This window comes from Flavobacterium sp. (genome assembly GCF_017744675.1).
GTDB lineage: Bacteria > Bacteroidota > Bacteroidia > Flavobacteriales > Flavobacteriaceae > Flavobacterium.
Genome location: NZ_JAGIAV010000002.1, coordinates 226,015 through 243,673, shown reverse-complemented (window position 1 = coordinate 243,673; position 17,659 = coordinate 226,015). Strand labels below are relative to the sequence as shown.

Genomic DNA, 17,659 nt, shown 5'->3' with positions numbered 1-17,659 from the left:
ATCTTTTAGAATGTTACAATTAAACCGCCAGAAATGGTTTTAGAAGCCGGATAAATTCCAGTATCTGTACCTGGAGAAATCGTGGTTCCGTTGGTTACTTCAGGATCGTAACCTGTGTATTTTGTCCAAGTCAATAAGTTCTCTCCAATAACACGGAATTTTACTGATGTTAAACTCAATTTCTCCGATACTTTTTTCGGTAGATTGTAACTCAAAGCGATATTTTTCAAACGAACAAATGAACCATCTTCTACAAATCGGTTAGAAAAAACAGGTGCAGGATCTAATTTTGCTCTAGGGGTTGTATTACTCGGATTTGTTGGTGTCCAAGCATCTAGAGCTGAGGTAGAAGCATTTTGCTGTCCGTTGTACAATTCTAGCGCTTGCAGGTTTCCGTTAAGGATTTTATTTCCAACAGAACCATTTACTAAAATGGCCAATTCAAAACCTCTGTAAGTGAAGTTGTTTGAAAATCCGAAAACGAAATCTGGCTGTGCATCGCCAATGCTTGTTCTGTCTGCGGCAGTTGTAAAAGTACCGTCGCCATTGATGTCTTTGTACAAACGATCTCCTGCTTTTGGAGTAGCATTTCCGGTATAAACGCCTTTTGTAGCCACTTCATTCGTTTGTAAAATTCCGTCTGTAACCGCTCCGTAAAAAGTTCCTAGAGATTGTCCTACTTTTAAAATATAATTTCCGAAAGTGTAATATTCGGCACCATTTCCTAAAGCAATAATTTTGTTTTGGTTGAAGGCAATATTAAAGTTCGAAGTCCAAGAGAAAGCCGTATTGCCAAGAGAAGCATTCAAACCAAACTCGACTCCCTGATTTCGAACAGAACCAAAATTCTGTAAAGAAGAAGTAAATCCAGTCGTGTACGGAAGCTGAACGTCTAACAATAAATCTTTTGTCGTTTTGCGATAAACATCGACAGTCAAGTTTAATTTATCATTGAAAAATCCAACGTCAACACCAGCATCAAACTGATTGGTTAATTCCCAACCCAGATTGTCGTTTGCAATTCGCGTAGGCGTAAAACCTGTATAGATCTGATCTCCAAAAAGATATTTTACGCTTGTTAAAGTCGATAAAGACTGATATTCTCCAATTTCCTGATTTCCTGTAGTACCCCAGCTCGTTCTAATTTTTAAACTATTCACAACGTCTTTTACAGGAGCAAAGAAATTTTCATTACTGATTTGCCAAGCTGCCGCAACAGAAGGGAAGTAGCCCCATTTATTGTCTTTTCCAAAACGAGAAGAACCATCGGCTCTTAAACTTCCTGTTAAGAAATATTTTGAATCGTAATTGTAATTTACTCTGGTTAAGAAAGAATTTAACGCCCAAGTGCTCTCGCCAGAAGTTGGCATTAGTGCCACATTTCCGCTTTGTAAACTATAATAAGACGTAATATCATTTACAAATTGCTGCGAGCCCGAAGTATTAAATTCTCTTGTAGAACTTTGCTGCGTGTAACCCGCCAGAGCATTCAAATGATGTTTTTCGCCAAATACAGTCGTGTAGGTCAAAGTATTTTCGTTTAACCAGCTTCTAGATTCGGCATTTCCAATTTTTCCTTCTCCGTTCGTGATTGAACCTTCGTAAATGCTAGACGGCAAATAACTTTTTTCTTTGTTGAAAATCATATCGGTTCCAAATGAAACTTTCAAGACTAGATTTTTCAAAATGTCATATTCGCCATAAACAGTTCCTAAAATACGATCAGTAATAGATTGGTTTTTACGCTCGTTTAAAGTCGCAATTGGATTGGCAAAAATATTCTCAAACGGATTTCTTAAGGTATAGCTTCCATCTGGTTCGTAAATCGTTGCTGTTGGAGGCATGCTTAATAAAGCGGTTACCAATCCAGTTGGAGCAACTTTAGATTTGGTTTCTGCAACAGTTAAATTCAATCCGAATCGGGCTTTGCTGCTTATTTTAGAATTTAAGTTTACACGTCCGCTGAAACGCTCAAAACCTGTATTTTTTATAATTCCTTCTTGATTGTAATAGTTTCCAGAAACTGCATATTTCGTTTGATTATTTCCGCCAGAAACACTCAATTGATGATTTTGTGTTAGGCCTTTCTGAAAAGCGGCGTCCTGCCAATCGGTTCCTTTTGCTAATTGCGCAATCTGGGCATCGCTTAGATATTGATTTGTTCCGCCTGACGGATTAGAATCGTATAATGCCGCATTTCGCAATCTAGAAAATCCTTGCGCGTCTAACACGTCGACTTTTTTGCGAACCGATTGCTGACCAATTGTAAAATCGTAATTTACAGTTGTAGCATTATTTGAGCCTTTTTTGGTCGTAATAATAACCACTCCGTTTGCTCCTCTAGAACCGTAAATGGCAGTTGAAGAAGCATCTTTTAAAACCGTAATCGATTCGATATCTGACGGATTTATCGTTGAAAGCGGATTGGTTGGCGTACCGCTCAAAACACCAGAAGTTACTTCAGAATTGTATAATGGGAAACCATCAATTACGTACAAAGGTTCGTTTCCGCCTTGAATCGAGCTTCCGCCACGAATACGAATGCTCATTCCAGCGCCTGGCTGACCCGAAGTCTGTGTTACATTAACTCCTGCAACAGAACCTTGCAGGGAACTTTCGAGTGTTTTTTGGGTTGCTTTTAATGACATTTGTGCCACGGTTTCGGCAGCTCCAGTATAATCTTTTTTAGAAGTGCTGCCGTATCCGATAATTACGATTTCATTTAATTCTTTTACGTCTTCTTTTAATGAAATCTGTATAAAATCTTTGGTCGCTATATGCTCTGCTGTAACGTAGCCTAAATAGCTAACAATTAAAGTATAAGGGAATTTTTGACCTGTCTGAAAATAGAATTTTCCATCTAAATCGGTCACCGAACTGTGAGTTGTTCCTTTGATTTGAATAGTTACGCCAGGAATAGGCTGATTGGTTACCTGATCTACTACGGTACCATTTAAGGTCGAATTAATTAATGGCTGTGTATTTTGTGCTTTAATTTCAGTTGAAACTAAAAATGCAAAAAACCACAAAAAGGCGTGTAATTGCTTGTTCATTACTTTTTTGGATTTAAATAATAAAGCTTTACGAGAAATTGAGACTTCAATTCCCGAGGCTTTCTTTAGTGATAAATGTTCTTTGAGTCTTGCCATTTCTGTTGCCGCAGAAATGGTTTTTTGTTATGAAAGAATAGGGCAGTGCATTATGGTCATTGTAATCTTGATTTAGTTATTATTTTTTTTAGTTATACGGTTTGACATCGTGATTTGCCAATATAAATTTTAGTTTGATTTCATTTTGAATATAAAATGAAAATAGAATAGGATTTTTAACAGCACATGCACATATAACCAAAGATGTTATAAGTGTTTTTTTTAGGAAGAATGTAATGTGATGTATAAGCTGTTGTTTTCAAAATGCAGTTTTTATAGTTTAAACTCTACTAATCCTATAGACAAAGTTAATTTTATTATAATGAAAACCAAAAGATTATTTAATTTTTTTGGAGCCTAGTGTATAATATGAGGCTTATATTTGATTTGTTGTTGCTTTAACTATTTGTTTATTAGTGTTTTATTTACGTTTGTAAAAAGCAGTAAAAAATGAAAAAAACATATTCTTTAAGCAGTTTTTACTTGCTTTTTAATTATTCATATTCCGTAGGAATATTTTGTCGGCAGAAAAATATGCAGTATGTGTGGGTAGAATAGAGGGTTATTTATATAACGCCAAAAATTTCATATTCCATAGGAATATCTGGTCGGTAGAAAATATTGAGCAGAGTTAGTGTGTCCTGTAGGGACATCTGATTTTTACGATAAGAGAATATAAAACCCGACAGGTTTTTGAAACCTGTCGGGTTTAGCTGTAAAATTAATAATCCAAACGTTCCTACGGAACGTATAACCGCAATTCAAATTTGGGGCTACCGACGAGACATTCCTACGGAATGAAATTATGAAGATTTTTTTTGAATTGCCTCCAGCTTTAGCTGGAGGTTTAAAATTTCAAAGAAAAAGGCTTTAGCCGAACACGAGGTTTGGCTAAAGCCTTTTTTTATACTAATCAATTATCTCCAGCTAAATCTGGAAGCAATTGAACAAGATTTGGCTCTACTTTATTTTAAAGGATTAAAAAGCAAAAATGCAATAATCAAAGTAATAATGATATTAAAGAATTGGGCTGTAAGAAAAGCTATCAAAGGTTTTTTGCTATTATTTTGAAGCAAATCTTTGAAATTGGTTTCAAGACCAATACTGGTAAAGGCCAATGCAAACCAAAGTCCTTGCAGATTTTTTAAATTCTCTTTTATAGTATCACGCGTTTCTGGAGCAATAAAAAAAGAGAAAAGAATTGAAGCTCCAATAAACCCGAGAACAAACTTCGGGAAACGTTCCCAAATGACGCCAAGAGTGGGTTTAGAATTCTGAACTTCTGAAGACTGATTATGCGTATAAGTCCAATAAATTGAAATGGCAAAAGCGGCTATACCCAATAGAACATTCTGCGAAAATTTTACAATTGTACTGATTTTTAAAGCCGTTTCGCCAACCAAAGTTCCAGAAGCTACAACAGCACCAGAAGTATCGATGCTTCCTCCAAGCCAAGCGCCCGTAACTTCTTCGGGAAAATTAAAATGACTTGCTATAATTGGCATAAAGATCATCATCGGGATGGCGGTTACTAAAACCATCGAAATAACATAAGACAATTTTTTAGAATCGCCTTTTATGGCTCCAGACGTAGCAATCGCAGCCGAAACGCCACAGATGGAAACTGCGCTGGAAATCATCATCGTTAATTCGTCATCGACTTTTAATTTTTTGCAAAGCCAAAAAGCAAAATACCAAACCGATAAAACCACTATTAAAGCCTGTATTAAACCTAACGAGCCCGCTTTTAAAATATCGGAGAAAATCACGCTGGTTCCCAATAAAACCAATCCGATTTTGACAAAAAGTTCGGTGGATAAAGCAGAACGAAACCATTCTGGAAGTGTAAATAAATTGCCAATGAGCAAACCAATGGCTAAACTGAAAATTACGGCTTCTAGATTGAGCGCTTTTACTTCCGTATTTCCGGCAATAATTAGAGCTAGAACCGTTAAAACGTAAATTATAGGAAATCCGATAATGAAATTTTTGATCGATTTTCCAACCAAAAAGATTCCGATACTTCCAATAAAAAGAAAATAAAGAAATTGAAAAGCAATGATTTTTAGGTTTCCAAAGTTGAAAACATTTGTTAGTAAATCTGTTCCGTTTGTCCATTTGAAAACAGGAACTTCAGGAAGATAAATAAAAAGCGAAATCCCGATAATTAGAAAGCCGAGAATAACGACTGTCCAGTCTTCGTGAAGATTAAATTGTTTGGTTGAAGTTGACATTTTATTTGAAGGGTTTTATTTTGGATTGCCTCCAGCTTTAGCTGGAGGTCAAAGATTTGCATATAAAGAGGCTTTAGCCGAATCCGATTTTGGCTAAAGCCCTTTTCTGAGACAATTAGAACCTCGAGCTAAAGCTGGAGGCAATTGAGTTTGGTATTGTTATTTGAAAAATTATTTCTTTAGTTTTGAACCCGACAGGTTAAAAAAAACTATCGGGTTTTCTTTAACTGAAAACTACAAATCAACAAAGTATTTTTGTTTACCAAAGTCGAATTCGTAATAAGTCAAATTAGGCCAAAGCGGTTTGATTAAACCTTTTTCCCAATTTTGCAAAGCTGTTTCCAGCTCTTTTACTTTTTCAGGATTTAGTTGTGAGAGGTCTTTGTTTTCCGATTTATCTTTAGCAAGATTATAAAGCCATTTTTCGTGTGTTTTGCCGCTAATGACCAATTTCCAGTCACCGCTTCTAACTGCTTTTGCATCGCCAGAACGCCAGTATAAATCGTTATGGGCGATTTTATTTTCATTTACTGTTTTAATCAAATCAACACCGTCATAAACTCGGTCTTTTGGCAGATCAGAACCAATCGCCGAAGCAATTGTGGTAAAAATATCCAAAGTGCTTACCGGAGTTTTGTAAACCGTATGCGGTTTGATTTTTCCTTTCCACGAAAGTGCAAAAGGAACATTAATTCCGCCTTCAAAATGAGAAAATTTCCCGCCTTTAAGTGGAGCATTTGTTGTAGCAAAAGTATAATCGGCACCGCCATTATCACTTGCAAAAATGATTAAGGTATTGTCTTCTAAACCTTCTTTTTTGACTTTTTCGCGAATTCTTCCAATCGCATCATCCAGAGCGCTAATCATGGCAAAATAAACACGTTTGTTTTCGTCTTTTACATTCGGAAAACGATCGTAATATTTTTTGCGAACTTGAAATGGCGTGTGAGGCGCATTAAACGGAATATAAAGCAAAAAAGGTTTGTTTTTATTTTTATCAATAAAGGCTTCTGCTTCATCAGCAAATTTTTCGGTTAGATAAGCTTTTTCGTCAATAATAGTGGTATCGCGACGAATTTGACCAATTCCAACACGGCCGTTGCCCCAAATGGTTTTATCTGTAAAATCTCTGTGATGGTGATTAATGATGTCGGGATTGTTATCTTCTAGCGCATAAAGCGAAAAAGCTTGATAAAATCCGTAATGGTAATCGAAACCGCGATCTAGAGGAAAAAAGCCTTTGTTGTGACCCAAATGCCATTTTCCGATTATTCCTGTGCTGTAGCCTTGTCTTTTGGCTAAGTCAGCAAAAGTGATTTCAGATTTTGGCAGTCCTTGTGTTTTAATAGAAGCTTCATTTGGATAATCGATTTTATCATTTAATCTCCAGCCATTTGTATTGATTAAGTATTTAAAGGCATAATATTCGAGATTGTTTTTCGGATAACGGTCTCCTGGCTGATATTCGTGCCCAAAACGTTCCTGATATCTTCCGGTAATTAGCCCTGCTCTCGACGGCGAACAGATTGCAGCAGATGCATAACCGTCAGTAAAAGTCGCTCCAGATGCGGCTAAAGAATCAATTTGAGGAGTAGGAGTCGATTTTCCGCCGTAGAGCGAAATATCATATTTGCCTAAATCATCAGCTAATAGGATAATGATGTTAGGCTTTTTTTCAGCAATAGAATCAAGAGGTTTTGAAGCTAAAAACTCTTTTTTGCCTTCTGCTAGTTTTTGGTCTTCTTTTACTAATGTTCCATCGGTATTAATGGGCCAGAATAAAAATACTGCTATAAGGAGCAGCACTATCAAAATGGAGATAACGATTTTGGTTCTTTTTTTATAGGTTGCCATATGAGGTTTTGGTTAGTTTTTGAATGGAATTGTCTATAGGAACTTTGTCAAAGTTTCAAACTTAGACAAAGTTTTACGCGCATTTTTTGTCATTTCGGTGAAGGAGACCCGAGCGATAGAGCAAATCTCCACGAGTAACTCCGCGAAGGTTGGCGATTTTGATTGCAGGGCTTCGACTTCGCTCAGCCTGAGAAACTGTACGTTTATAGAAAACTTTGACAAAGCTTAAAAGCGTTACTTTGAAGCCAGTGCAACATCAACCTCATTCTTCAAGTCATTTATCCCTTCTTTTTTATAAACAATTTTTCCGTTTTGATATAAAATTAAAGTCGGGAAAACTTTTACCGTTTTTAAATCGGCAATAACCTGCGGACTGTCTTCTAGCTCGATTTCTACGATTTTTAAGTTGCTTCCGTATTCTGATCTGATGGTTTCCAAAACAGGTTTTACTTTTTTACAAGGAGCGCAATATTTCGAACCAATATCAACCAAAACGGTTTTATTATCGGCAACTATTTTATTGAATTCTGCTAGCGATAATTTGCTTTTTAGGTTAGAATAAAAAGGTTTTCCGTTTCCAATCCAATTGGCAATTCCGCCTTCTAAACTGTAAGCTTCTGCGAAACCATTTTTTAATAATTCTTTCTCTAAAGCGACACTTCTTCCAGCTCCAATAGAATAAATAAAAACAGGTTTAGATTTGTCTAATTTGGCAACAGATTGCACATAATTATCAGATTGAAGATTGAAATTTACCGCTCCTTCAATGTGATTTAAGGCAAATTCTTCTGGGGTTCTAGCATCAACAATCTGCGGATGCTGCTGGCTTTTTATTTTCGAATAAAATGAATCTAACGATAAAGAACTGTGAATTTCATTTTGCGAAAAAGCAGCAACTGCCCATAAAAAGGCAATTGCTGTTATACTGGTTTTTAAGATTTGATTTTTCATGTCAAAGAAGTATTATACTTGTTCTAATACTGGTGCAGGATTTTCTTCTACTGCTACAGCTTTAGGTTTTAACGGAAGTGCTAGTACTCCTTCGGCAAGAGAACTTCCTTCTTTTTTAGATTTGAAAATTGGCCAAAGAAACTGCGCATACCATTCTTCTTGTTTGTATGATTTTGTTCCAAAAGATTTTGGGTATTGACGAGTGATTAATCCCGTTCCGAAAATAACATCCCAGATAAAGAACATGTTTCCGAAGTTTCCTTTAAAATGTCCAACACCATCTCCGCTTGTATCTGCGTGATGTGCGTGATGTGTTGCAGGAGTCGAAATTAATCGCTCTAAAACCCATGCAATTGGGTGCAGCACTTTGTATTTGTAAAAAGGCTTATCCCACGGAATGCTTGAGTGTGCTCCTAAAGTGATGAAACTTTTGATTACCAATACGAATAAAGCTGGTAATCCTAAGCCCAAATAGGTTAAAGTAGCGGTCAAATAAATCTGAGAGAAGAAAACCGTATAGATAAAATTTTGTCTAGAAGCCATTGCCATTCCCATATAAGGAGCAGAATGATGCGTTCTATGAAAACGCCATAAAAACGGAACTTGATGGTGCAATCTATGATACCAATATTGCGTTAAATCATCTGCAATTGCGATTAAGAAAAAGCCGCCCCAAAAAGGAACCCATGATAAGGAGTTGGCCAAATTTGGCAATAAATAAGGTAAAGCTGTTAAACTGAAAAAAGCAATTACAGGAGGCAGAAGCAATTTTGGCGCTAAGAAACAAACAATATCTATTTTGCGTTCTTCACCAGTCCATTCGTCATCGTACAAGCCTGCGGCAAATTCTATAATTCCTAAAACGATCATAAATACCGTTAATCCCCAAGTTCTGATATTAGCAAAAACAGGTTGTGCAAACTCTAAAAAAGGAGGTAATGTTAAGTGCGATTCGCTTATAGCTCCGCCTGTCAACTTAAAATAAAGGTAAATTGCCACAACCGGCAATGAATAAATAAAGAAGCTTATTGTTAAGTCTCTTGTTAATTTTTCTTTTTGAACTATTGCCATGATTTCTTATTTTAAAAATTGATTTACTAGTGATAATCCTCCAGCTAAAATGGCCAGCGGAACCAAAAATAAGATTATCCCAACGACAATCTTTTTTCCTATAATTTCATAATCTACTCGTTTCATATCTCTCTGAATTTTAATTCTTTAATGTAAAAATAAATAAAATAACTTCTAATTCTATAGATATAGTAGAATTTAATCATTTATTTTTTTAGTTTTTTGTTATAATTTTTATTTTTATTTCACTTTTTGAATGCTTGGCAGCGTTTCAACTGTTAGGTTCTCTCTTAATTTTTCTGAAGGCAAATACAAACGGATGACCAAAGTTGCTTTCTGTACATTCTGGATTGGAAGCCAGTTTTCTTTCTTTTCTGAACCCGAAAGGTTGATTTTATAAGAAGTGCTGTCTGCTTCATATTTGACATCTTCTAGATTGTAGCTGTACTTATTGATTGGGTTTTTAATCAAAAAGCCATTTTCGTCATAAGCGGTAATGCTCCAGTATTTTGCATCCAGCTTTTTCCCGTTAATAATGTAATCTGATTTTGGGTCTATTGCATTTCCTTCGCTATCGGTACTTGTGCTTAAATAAATTACTTCTTTTTTAGTTAGTGCATAAGGTCCGTAAACGGCAACTTGGGCAATTGTAAGCAAATCGGCTGTGTTTAAGTCTTTGTCTTTATCGACCGTTTTCCAGTTTCCAATAGTGCGTTGCGAATCGCTTTTTCCTGATGCTATGTTATAAATGCCAACACCGCTTCCTAAAAGTATAGCCAAAAGAACTAATCCTAGTCCGGATGCTATTTTCTTTATTTTTTGATTTAAAGCCATTTGAATTGATTTTAAAGTTTAAATATTAGTTCGCTATTTTTTCTACTGTTACGCCGTGCTGTAATTGTGCTAATGTTTGTACCGGATAAGCCTTTGAAACTAAATAGCGAAAAAGTATTAATCCTTTTGTCGTAGGGCTGTAAATGATTTTTTCTTTTGGAATATCTTTCAAAGCTGCAGAAGTACTTCCTTGCGGAGCTAGATAATATTCAAATTTTGATTTCACTTTTTCTTCGTTTTCAACAAAATAATTGGTTGTATTTTCCTGATAAGCCGATATTGACCAATAGGTTGAATCGGGAACAACTCCAGAAATTTTGAGAATGTTCTCTTTCAGATCGTAATTAATTGTAGAGTATAAAAAATCAGGATTTGGTAAAGGAATCACTCTGCTGTTTTCTGCATTGGGCTGATCGCCAAATCGAGGCGTATTTTCGTAACCTTCGTTTTTTGAAGCAAATTTATGCTGCACATAATAAGGCGTTGCCCATATTGTCAGGTAGTAAAAACTTACTGCAATTACTACAAGAACCAAAGCGAAAATGCTTTTTTTAATAATTGGTTTTGCTGCTGCCATCTTTTACTTAATTTAAATTTCAGAGCTATTCGAAATAAATAGCTCTGAAAAAGTTTTTTTTAATTATTTGTTCCTCCAGGTTTTGTCGCCTGTTTGATTAAATCAGAAACTGTTTTTCCTTTGTCGGCTCCTGTATTATGAATTCTTCTGTTGTAAACATCCTGCCAATCGATCAATGGATATAGATTGTTTTCTTTTGCCTGTTCGTCAAATAATTTTTGAAGCTCAGCCAGTTTTTCAGGATATTTTTTCGCTAGATTATTACGTTCGTTAAAATCTTCGTTTAGATTGTACAATTCCCAAACATCCGTGTCGAAGTTGCTTGGAGCAGGTTTTTCGTTGCTTCCTAAAGATTTTTTCACAGCAAAAGAATCTGGTAAATGAGCAGCAGAAGCTTTCCATCCGTCTTTGTAAATGGCTCTGTTTCCAAAGATGTAGTAATACTGCACTTTATGCAACGATTCTGCTTTCGGATTGTCTAAAGAAGCTTTGAAAGTTGAACCTTGAATAATATCTTGTTTGATATTTTTGATGTATTCTGGAGCTTTAATTCCAACAATATCCAAAGTTGTAGGCAAAAGATCGGTTACGTGGTTGTACTGATTTCTGATGCCGCCTTTGTCTTTAATTCCGTTCGGATAAAATACAATCAGCGGGTTGCGTGTTCCGCCTTCAGACTGCGCATCTTGTTTCCAGTTTTTGAAAGGAGCATTTGTTGCCTGAGCCCATCCTAAAGGATAATTGGTATTTAAACCTTTAGCTGTTCCGATTTCTCCAATGTTTTTTAAATTACTCTCAAAGTTTTCTTCGTCTGTTTTACCTTGAGCAAATAAACTCTGGTTGATAGTTCCCTGCAAAGTTCCTTCCTTACTTGCTCCGTTATCTCCAATTGCAACAAAGATTAAAGTGTTATCCAACTGTCCGCTTTCTTTCAGATAATTTACTACTCTTCCAATTTCGTAATCGGTATAGGTTAAATATCCAGCATAAACTTCCATGAATCTTGCATAGACTTTCTTTTGATCTGGAGTTAATTTTTTCCATTCTGTAATTAAGGCGTTACGATCTGGCAAAATAGCATTTTGAGGAATCACACCCAATTTTTTTTGGTTTGCCAATACTTTTTCGCGGTAAACATCCCAACCTTCGTCAAATTTGCCTTTGTATGGTTCAACCCATTTTTCAGCCACTTGATGAGGTGCATGAACTGCTCCCGGCGCATAATACAAGAAGAATGGTTTTTCTGGAGCCGCTTTTTTCTGTTTCTGAATATAGCTAATGGCTTTGTCGGTAATCAATTCATTTAAATGGCGTCCGTCTGGTTTAATATGAGCTTGGTCTTCTACCAGATCAGGATTGTATTGATCGGTTTGAGAACCTAAGAATCCATAGAAATGATCGAATCCTTTTCCTGTAGGCCATCTGTCAAACGGACCAGCATCTGTTGCATCTTCGTCTGGCGTAACTCCATATTTTCCAACTGCGAATGTATTGTAGCCGTTGTCGCGCAAGATTTCTGCAATAGTTCCTTTATCAGCAGGAATTCTTCCGTCCCAACCAGGAAAACCTGCTGAAAGAATGGTATGAGAAAAACCGCTTACGTGAACTCTTCCAGAGTTTCTTCCCGTTAATAAAGCGGCGCGGGTAGGAGCACAAATTGCAGTTGTATGGAAGTTCGTATAACGAAGTCCGTTGTTTGCCAGATTATCAAAAGTTGGTGTATTGATTAATCCTCCAAAAGCGCTTGCAGCTCCATATCCAACATCATCCAATAAAATCCAAACAATATTTGGAGCACCTTTTGGAGCTGTTACAGGATCTGGCCAATATTCTTTAGAATCGGCTAAAGTTTTACCAATTGTTCCTTTAAACTCTGTTTTTTCCTGGGCTATTCCTAATTGGGCAATCAGGAATGCCGTAAGCAAAAGCCCTTTCTTCGGACTTTTGACAGCAATGTTATTTTTAAAATTTTTCATAGTCTATAATTTTTTTAGTTAAAGGTTCTTTTTAAATGATCAGATTTTTCTAAACACATAGAGTTATAGATTTGCTTTGTCTTAAAAAGGCGTTTCACTTATTTCAATTCACATAGCAATCTATGTGTTAGAAATGTGTTTCTCTCTTAACTCTTTTATCTAAGGAATAAATTCTATGTTTCTATATGTTTAAAATTTAATGATTTAGTACCCAGGATTCTGAGGCAAACCGTCAGGATTGATATTTCTTTCGCTTTGCGGAATCGGATACAGATTATTTCTTTCTGAAACTGAGTTTTTGGCTGTTACTTTTTTCACTTCAGTAACCAATGTTCCCCATCTTACCAAATCGTACCAGCGCTGTCCTTCTTGAACAAATTCTTTTTTGCGCTCTTCCTGAATAGCAGCTCTAAAAGTGGTCTGATTTAATCCTACAAGATCTACTGTAGGATCTGGAGTTGTGATGGGTTTGCCGAATGCTCTTCTTCTCACTTGATTGATTAGCTCGTAAGCTTCCGCAGTTGGTGCGCCTTGTTCATTTATAGCTTCCGCTAAAGACAAAAGGATATCTGCATAACGAATAACAGGAAAGTTGATCGCGACATTTCCAGGAGTTGCCAGATTGCTTAAATCCAAGTATTTTTTGAAGATTGGTTTAGGAAATGTATAAAGCGTTCCTGTTGATGGATTTAGCAGCTGTTTGGCATAACTTACATCTCTTCTTTTGTCTCCAGGTGCATAGATATCGTAAAACAACGCAACATCTGAAATAATATCGGCTGGTTCTGTTGCTGTAAATCCGGTAAAAGAAGTAGATTGGAAAGTACTTCCGCTCGATCCGTTTCCAGCCTGATTTGGCTCAAATTGAACAGAGAAAATATGCTCTTTTCCGTTCTTTTTTGTTTTAGTGAAAATATCTTGAAAATCTTCAAACAAAGCATATCCGTAACCGCCATTAATTACTTCTCTTGATTTTGCAATAGCATTTGGCCAATCTTTTCTAGTCAGGTATACTTTTGCTAAAATGGCTTTTGCAGCACCAGAAGTTGCACGGCCAGCATCTGCCGCTGTATAGGTTTTTGGCAATGCTTCAGCATCGGTTAAATCTTTTATGATTTGAGTGTAAACCTCTTCAGCCGTAGAACGATTGGTTTTTAAATCTCCTAAATTGATTGATTTTGATTCGTGTAAAACAATCGGTACTCCGCCCCAAAGACGAACAGCTTGAAAATAAAGTAATGCTCTGATGAATTTAGCTTCATTGATCAATCTAGTTTTGATTACTTCAGAACCTGATACTTTCGGAATATTATCAATCGAAACATTAGCTCTATTGATTCCGTTATAAATTTGTCTCCAAGCTACCTGAACACGGTCATTAGTAGCATCGTGCGTTAAACTGCTCATTGCTCTAACTTGTGGGTTTGTAGCAGAAACTCCGGCCGCTGCATAATCAGATCCCATATCGGTTAAGAAATACAGATTTCGTCCAAACAAACTCTGCTCGCCCGGATCAATACTTAAAGAGGCGTAAACCGCAGTTACACTAGCCGTAGCATCATCTTGAGTTACAAAATAATTGTCTTCGGTTACAAAAGAGGTAGGCGTTACCTCAAGATCGGTGCACGATATTAATAGTCCGGCACTAAAAAGGAATGTTATAATTATCTTTTTCATTTTGATATTTTTTTACTTAGAAAGTTACGTTCAAGCCCGAGATGAATGTTTTGGAGTTTGGATAAGAACCAAAGTCAATTCCCGGATATAAATTGTTTTGTTCGTATGAACTTACCTCCGGATCATAGCCAGTATATTTGGTCCATGTAACTAGATTTTCTGCTGATACATATATTTTTACCGCTTTTACACCTAATTTTTTAGAAGTGCTTTTTGGCAAAGTATATCCTAAAGTGATTAATTTTAATCTTAGGAAAGAAGCATCTTCTACGTAGCGTTCAGAAACAATTCCAAGCGGCGAACTAGAAGCTCTCGGAATTTCATTACTTGGATTTGTTGGTGTCCAACGGTCATTTAAAGTGGCTGCCGCGTTAGTTCCAAGTGTAGAAATTTCTAATTGCTGATTTAAAGCATTGAAGATTTTTCCTCCATAAGCTCCTTGAAAAGAGAAATTCAAATCAAAGTCATTGTACGAAACTGTGTTACTGAAACTTCCAACAAATTTTGGCTGAGAAGTTCCTAGATTTCCTTTATCAAGAGCTGTAATTACACCATCTCCGTTTGTATCAACATATTTTCTGTCTCCCACTTTTGTGTTGGCCAAACTGTTGATTTTTGGCTGTGTGTTGACTTCTTCCTGAGTCTGGAAAATTCCGTTCGTTCTGTATCCCCAGAAAGTTCCTAATGGCAAACCTACTTTTACTGTGACAGGCTGCTGTTGCAATAAAGAACCGTTTGGCACTACTGGAAAAAACTGATCTACACCATTTCCAATCTCAGTAACTTTATTTCGGTTAAGAGAAAACACAAGATTAGAATTCCAAGCAAAGTTTTCTGTTTTTACATTTTCTGTCGTTAAACCAAATTCGAAACCTTTATTTTCAACTCCGCCAATATTTTGAAGCACTGTTGCATAACCAGAACTCAAAGGCACTGGAACGTTGATTAATAAATCTTTTGTCTTTTTGTAATACACATCAAAAACAAAATTGATTTTTCGGTCTAATAAGGATAAATCCAATCCAACATTATACTGATTTGTTTTTTCCCATTTCAAATCTGGATTTGCCAATCGAGTAGGAGCAAGACCTGTATATAAAGTTCCTCCAAAAGAATAATTTACAGAACCCATTGAAGCTAGCGGAAGGTAATTTCCAATTTCTTGGTTTCCTGTTGTTCCCGCTGTAATTCTCAGTTTTGCTTCCGTTACGCCTTTTATGTTGTTGGCAAATTCTTCATCAGTAATATTCCAAGAAAATCCAGCAGAAGGGAAGTAGCCCCAAAGCGATTCTGAACCAAATCTAGAAGAACCGTCTGCACGACCAGATAATGTGAAATTGTATTTTCCTTTATAAGAATAGTTTACTCTGGCCAGCCAAGATTTTAGTACGCTTTCATAAGCTTCACTATATGGTTTTACGGCAACACCATCCTGAATGGAATTGTAAGTTGTATTGTCATTTACAAAAGTTTGTGCTCCTGCATTGACCACTTCACCTTTTGTATATTGAAGCGTGTATCCTCCTAAAGCGGTGAATTTATGATCTTGACCGAAATTGGTGTTATAGGTAAGCGTGTTTTCATTTAAAACAGAAGTCACTAATCTTTCTCCAATAGAAGCTAATCCTTTTGTTCCTGCACCTGTAGTAGTGTTCGATGGTGCGTAGTAATTTTGTTTTGTATTTAAAACGTCACCGCTTACTGCCACTTTTGCTGTTAATTCTTTATTGAATTTATATTCGCCAAATAAACTCGTTAAGATTCGGTTTAATTTGGTTTCGTTTGTCGTATTATCCAAATCATTAATCGGATTTGGAACATATCCATTTACAGAAGTTGCATAAGGATTGTTGGTTACATTATAGCTTCCGTCTGCATTTTTAATAGGGACTACTGGAGCATTCAAAACCACACTAACCAATGGGTTTGGGTTTCTTCCGGCTGCTGCACCTCCATTGGTTCCCACACCATTTGCAATTGAATTGGTGTAGTTGGCATTTACGCCAAATTTAAATTTTTGAGAATAGTTTCTTTCATAGTTGGCACGAAGCGAAATACGTTTAAAATCAGATCCTAAAACGATACCATCCTGATCAAAATACCCAGCAGAAACGGCATATCTTGATTTTTCGTCACCTCCAGAGAAAGATAAATTATGATTTTGAACAGGTGCTGCAGTAACAAAAGCTGCCGATTGCCAATCGTAATTTCCAGAAGTTTTTAAAGCTTCGATTTGCGCAGGAGAAAAAGAAGGAGCCTGACCAATACTAGCCTGAACGTCGTTTCTTAAACTTGCCCATTCGCTAGCGTTCATTAGTCTTAATTTCTTTGAAATATTTTGGAATCCGAAATAGCCTTGGTACGAAATATTATCTTGTCCTTTTGTTCCTTTTTTAGTCGTAATAATTACAACACCATTTGCACCACGAGAACCATAAATAGCAGTTGCCGAGGCGTCTTTCAGAACTTCTATAGACTCAATATCAGCAGGATTAATAGTAGAAAGAACGTTTACAGAGGCACCTGCATAAGTTACTCCTGCCGAACTATTGCTGTTATCGTTGTAAATTAAGATTCCGTCAACCACATAAAGCGGTTCGTTACCAGCAGTAATCGAGTTTCCTCCGCGAATACGTACACTTGAAGAAGCGCCTGGACGGCCAGAACTTTGTGTAACTACAACTCCGGCTACAGCACCTCTTAATAAATTGTCTGCAGAAGAAGTTACCTGAGACAAATTGGCTTTTGGAACCGAAGCCACAGATCCTGTAATGTCTTTTCTCTTTTGAGTTCCGTAACCCACAACAACTAGTTCGTCTAGTTCTTGGCGTTCTTCTTTAAGATTAATAATAACTGGATTTTTCTCCACAACTATTTCTAGTTTTTTATATCCGATGTAACTTACAATCAAAGTATAAGGAAATTTCTGTCCCGTCTGAAAATAAAATTTTCCCTCTGTATCTGTCACAACTCCGTGCGTTGTTCCTTTAATCGTAACAGAAGCTCCTATAATTGGCTGATTTGTAATAGCATCTACAACAGTTCCGTCTAGTTTGGATTGAATAAGTGGGGTGGTATTCTGGGCTTGTATTCCTGCCGTTGTCAAGAGTAGAAACAGCAGTATGTGTATGTTTAACTTTTTTTTCATTTCTTTGTGTTGGTTTTAAGTAATTAACAAGACGCCCTGAGCACTGTTTATACAGCACTCTAAAAGTGTTCTTGATTTAGTGATAAATGTTCTTTAAGCCTTGCCATTTCTGTTGCCGCAGAAATGGCTTTTTTTATTTACAGCAACAGGTTTGCATTGTTTTCATTTTAGTTTTTTTAGTTGTTAGT

At 36.4% G+C, this 17,659-nt stretch carries 10 protein-coding genes; all 10 read right to left on the bottom strand.

What is annotated here, in order from left to right; translation table 11 throughout:
- Positions 1-5: 5 nt before the first annotated feature.
- The 10 genes from J7574_RS06525 to J7574_RS06480 all read right to left on the bottom strand — a co-directional run bounded on the left by J7574_RS06525 (position 6) and on the right by J7574_RS06480 (position 17,471).
- Positions 6-3,053, bottom strand: a complete 3,048-nt coding sequence (locus J7574_RS06525) for a TonB-dependent receptor (RefSeq protein WP_290965926.1) — start codon at positions 3,051-3,053, stop codon at positions 6-8.
- A gap of 1,061 nt (positions 3,054-4,114) precedes the next feature.
- Complete coding sequence (locus tag J7574_RS06520) at positions 4,115-5,383, bottom strand: putative sulfate exporter family transporter (protein ID WP_290965923.1); 1,269 nt, start codon at positions 5,381-5,383, stop codon at positions 4,115-4,117.
- A gap of 234 nt (positions 5,384-5,617) precedes the next feature.
- Positions 5,618-7,237 carry a sulfatase-like hydrolase/transferase gene (locus J7574_RS06515; RefSeq protein WP_290965920.1) on the bottom strand — a complete coding sequence of 540 codons (1,620 nt, stop codon included), beginning with the start codon at positions 7,235-7,237 and terminating at the stop codon, positions 5,618-5,620.
- Between the two features lie 234 nt (positions 7,238-7,471).
- Positions 7,472-8,188 carry a thioredoxin domain-containing protein gene (locus J7574_RS06510; RefSeq protein ID WP_290965918.1) on the bottom strand — a complete coding sequence of 239 codons (717 nt, stop codon included), beginning with the start codon at positions 8,186-8,188 and terminating at the stop codon, positions 7,472-7,474.
- Between the two features lie 12 nt (positions 8,189-8,200).
- Entirely contained in the window at positions 8,201-9,259 is a 1,059-nt protein-coding gene (locus J7574_RS06505) for a sterol desaturase family protein (RefSeq protein ID WP_290965915.1), read from the bottom strand.
- A gap of 240 nt (positions 9,260-9,499) precedes the next feature.
- Complete coding sequence (locus tag J7574_RS06500; RefSeq protein WP_290965912.1) at positions 9,500-10,093, bottom strand: DUF1214 domain-containing protein; 594 nt, start codon at positions 10,091-10,093, stop codon at positions 9,500-9,502.
- Between the two features lie 25 nt (positions 10,094-10,118).
- Complete coding sequence (locus tag J7574_RS06495) at positions 10,119-10,670, bottom strand: DUF1254 domain-containing protein (protein WP_290965909.1); 552 nt, start codon at positions 10,668-10,670, stop codon at positions 10,119-10,121.
- A 59-nt stretch (positions 10,671-10,729) separates the two neighbouring features.
- Positions 10,730-12,646, bottom strand: a complete 1,917-nt coding sequence (locus tag J7574_RS06490; RefSeq protein WP_290965904.1) for an arylsulfatase — start codon at positions 12,644-12,646, stop codon at positions 10,730-10,732.
- Positions 12,647-12,850: 204 nt separating this feature from the next.
- Positions 12,851-14,323: a RagB/SusD family nutrient uptake outer membrane protein gene (locus J7574_RS06485; protein ID WP_290965902.1), complete on the bottom strand. Its 1,473-nt coding sequence runs from the start codon at positions 14,321-14,323 to the stop codon at positions 12,851-12,853.
- A gap of 16 nt (positions 14,324-14,339) precedes the next feature.
- A complete protein-coding gene (locus J7574_RS06480) occupies positions 14,340-17,471 on the bottom strand; it encodes a TonB-dependent receptor (protein ID WP_290965899.1) in 3,132 nt (1,043 codons plus the stop codon).
- Positions 17,472-17,659: the final 188 nt, after the last annotated feature.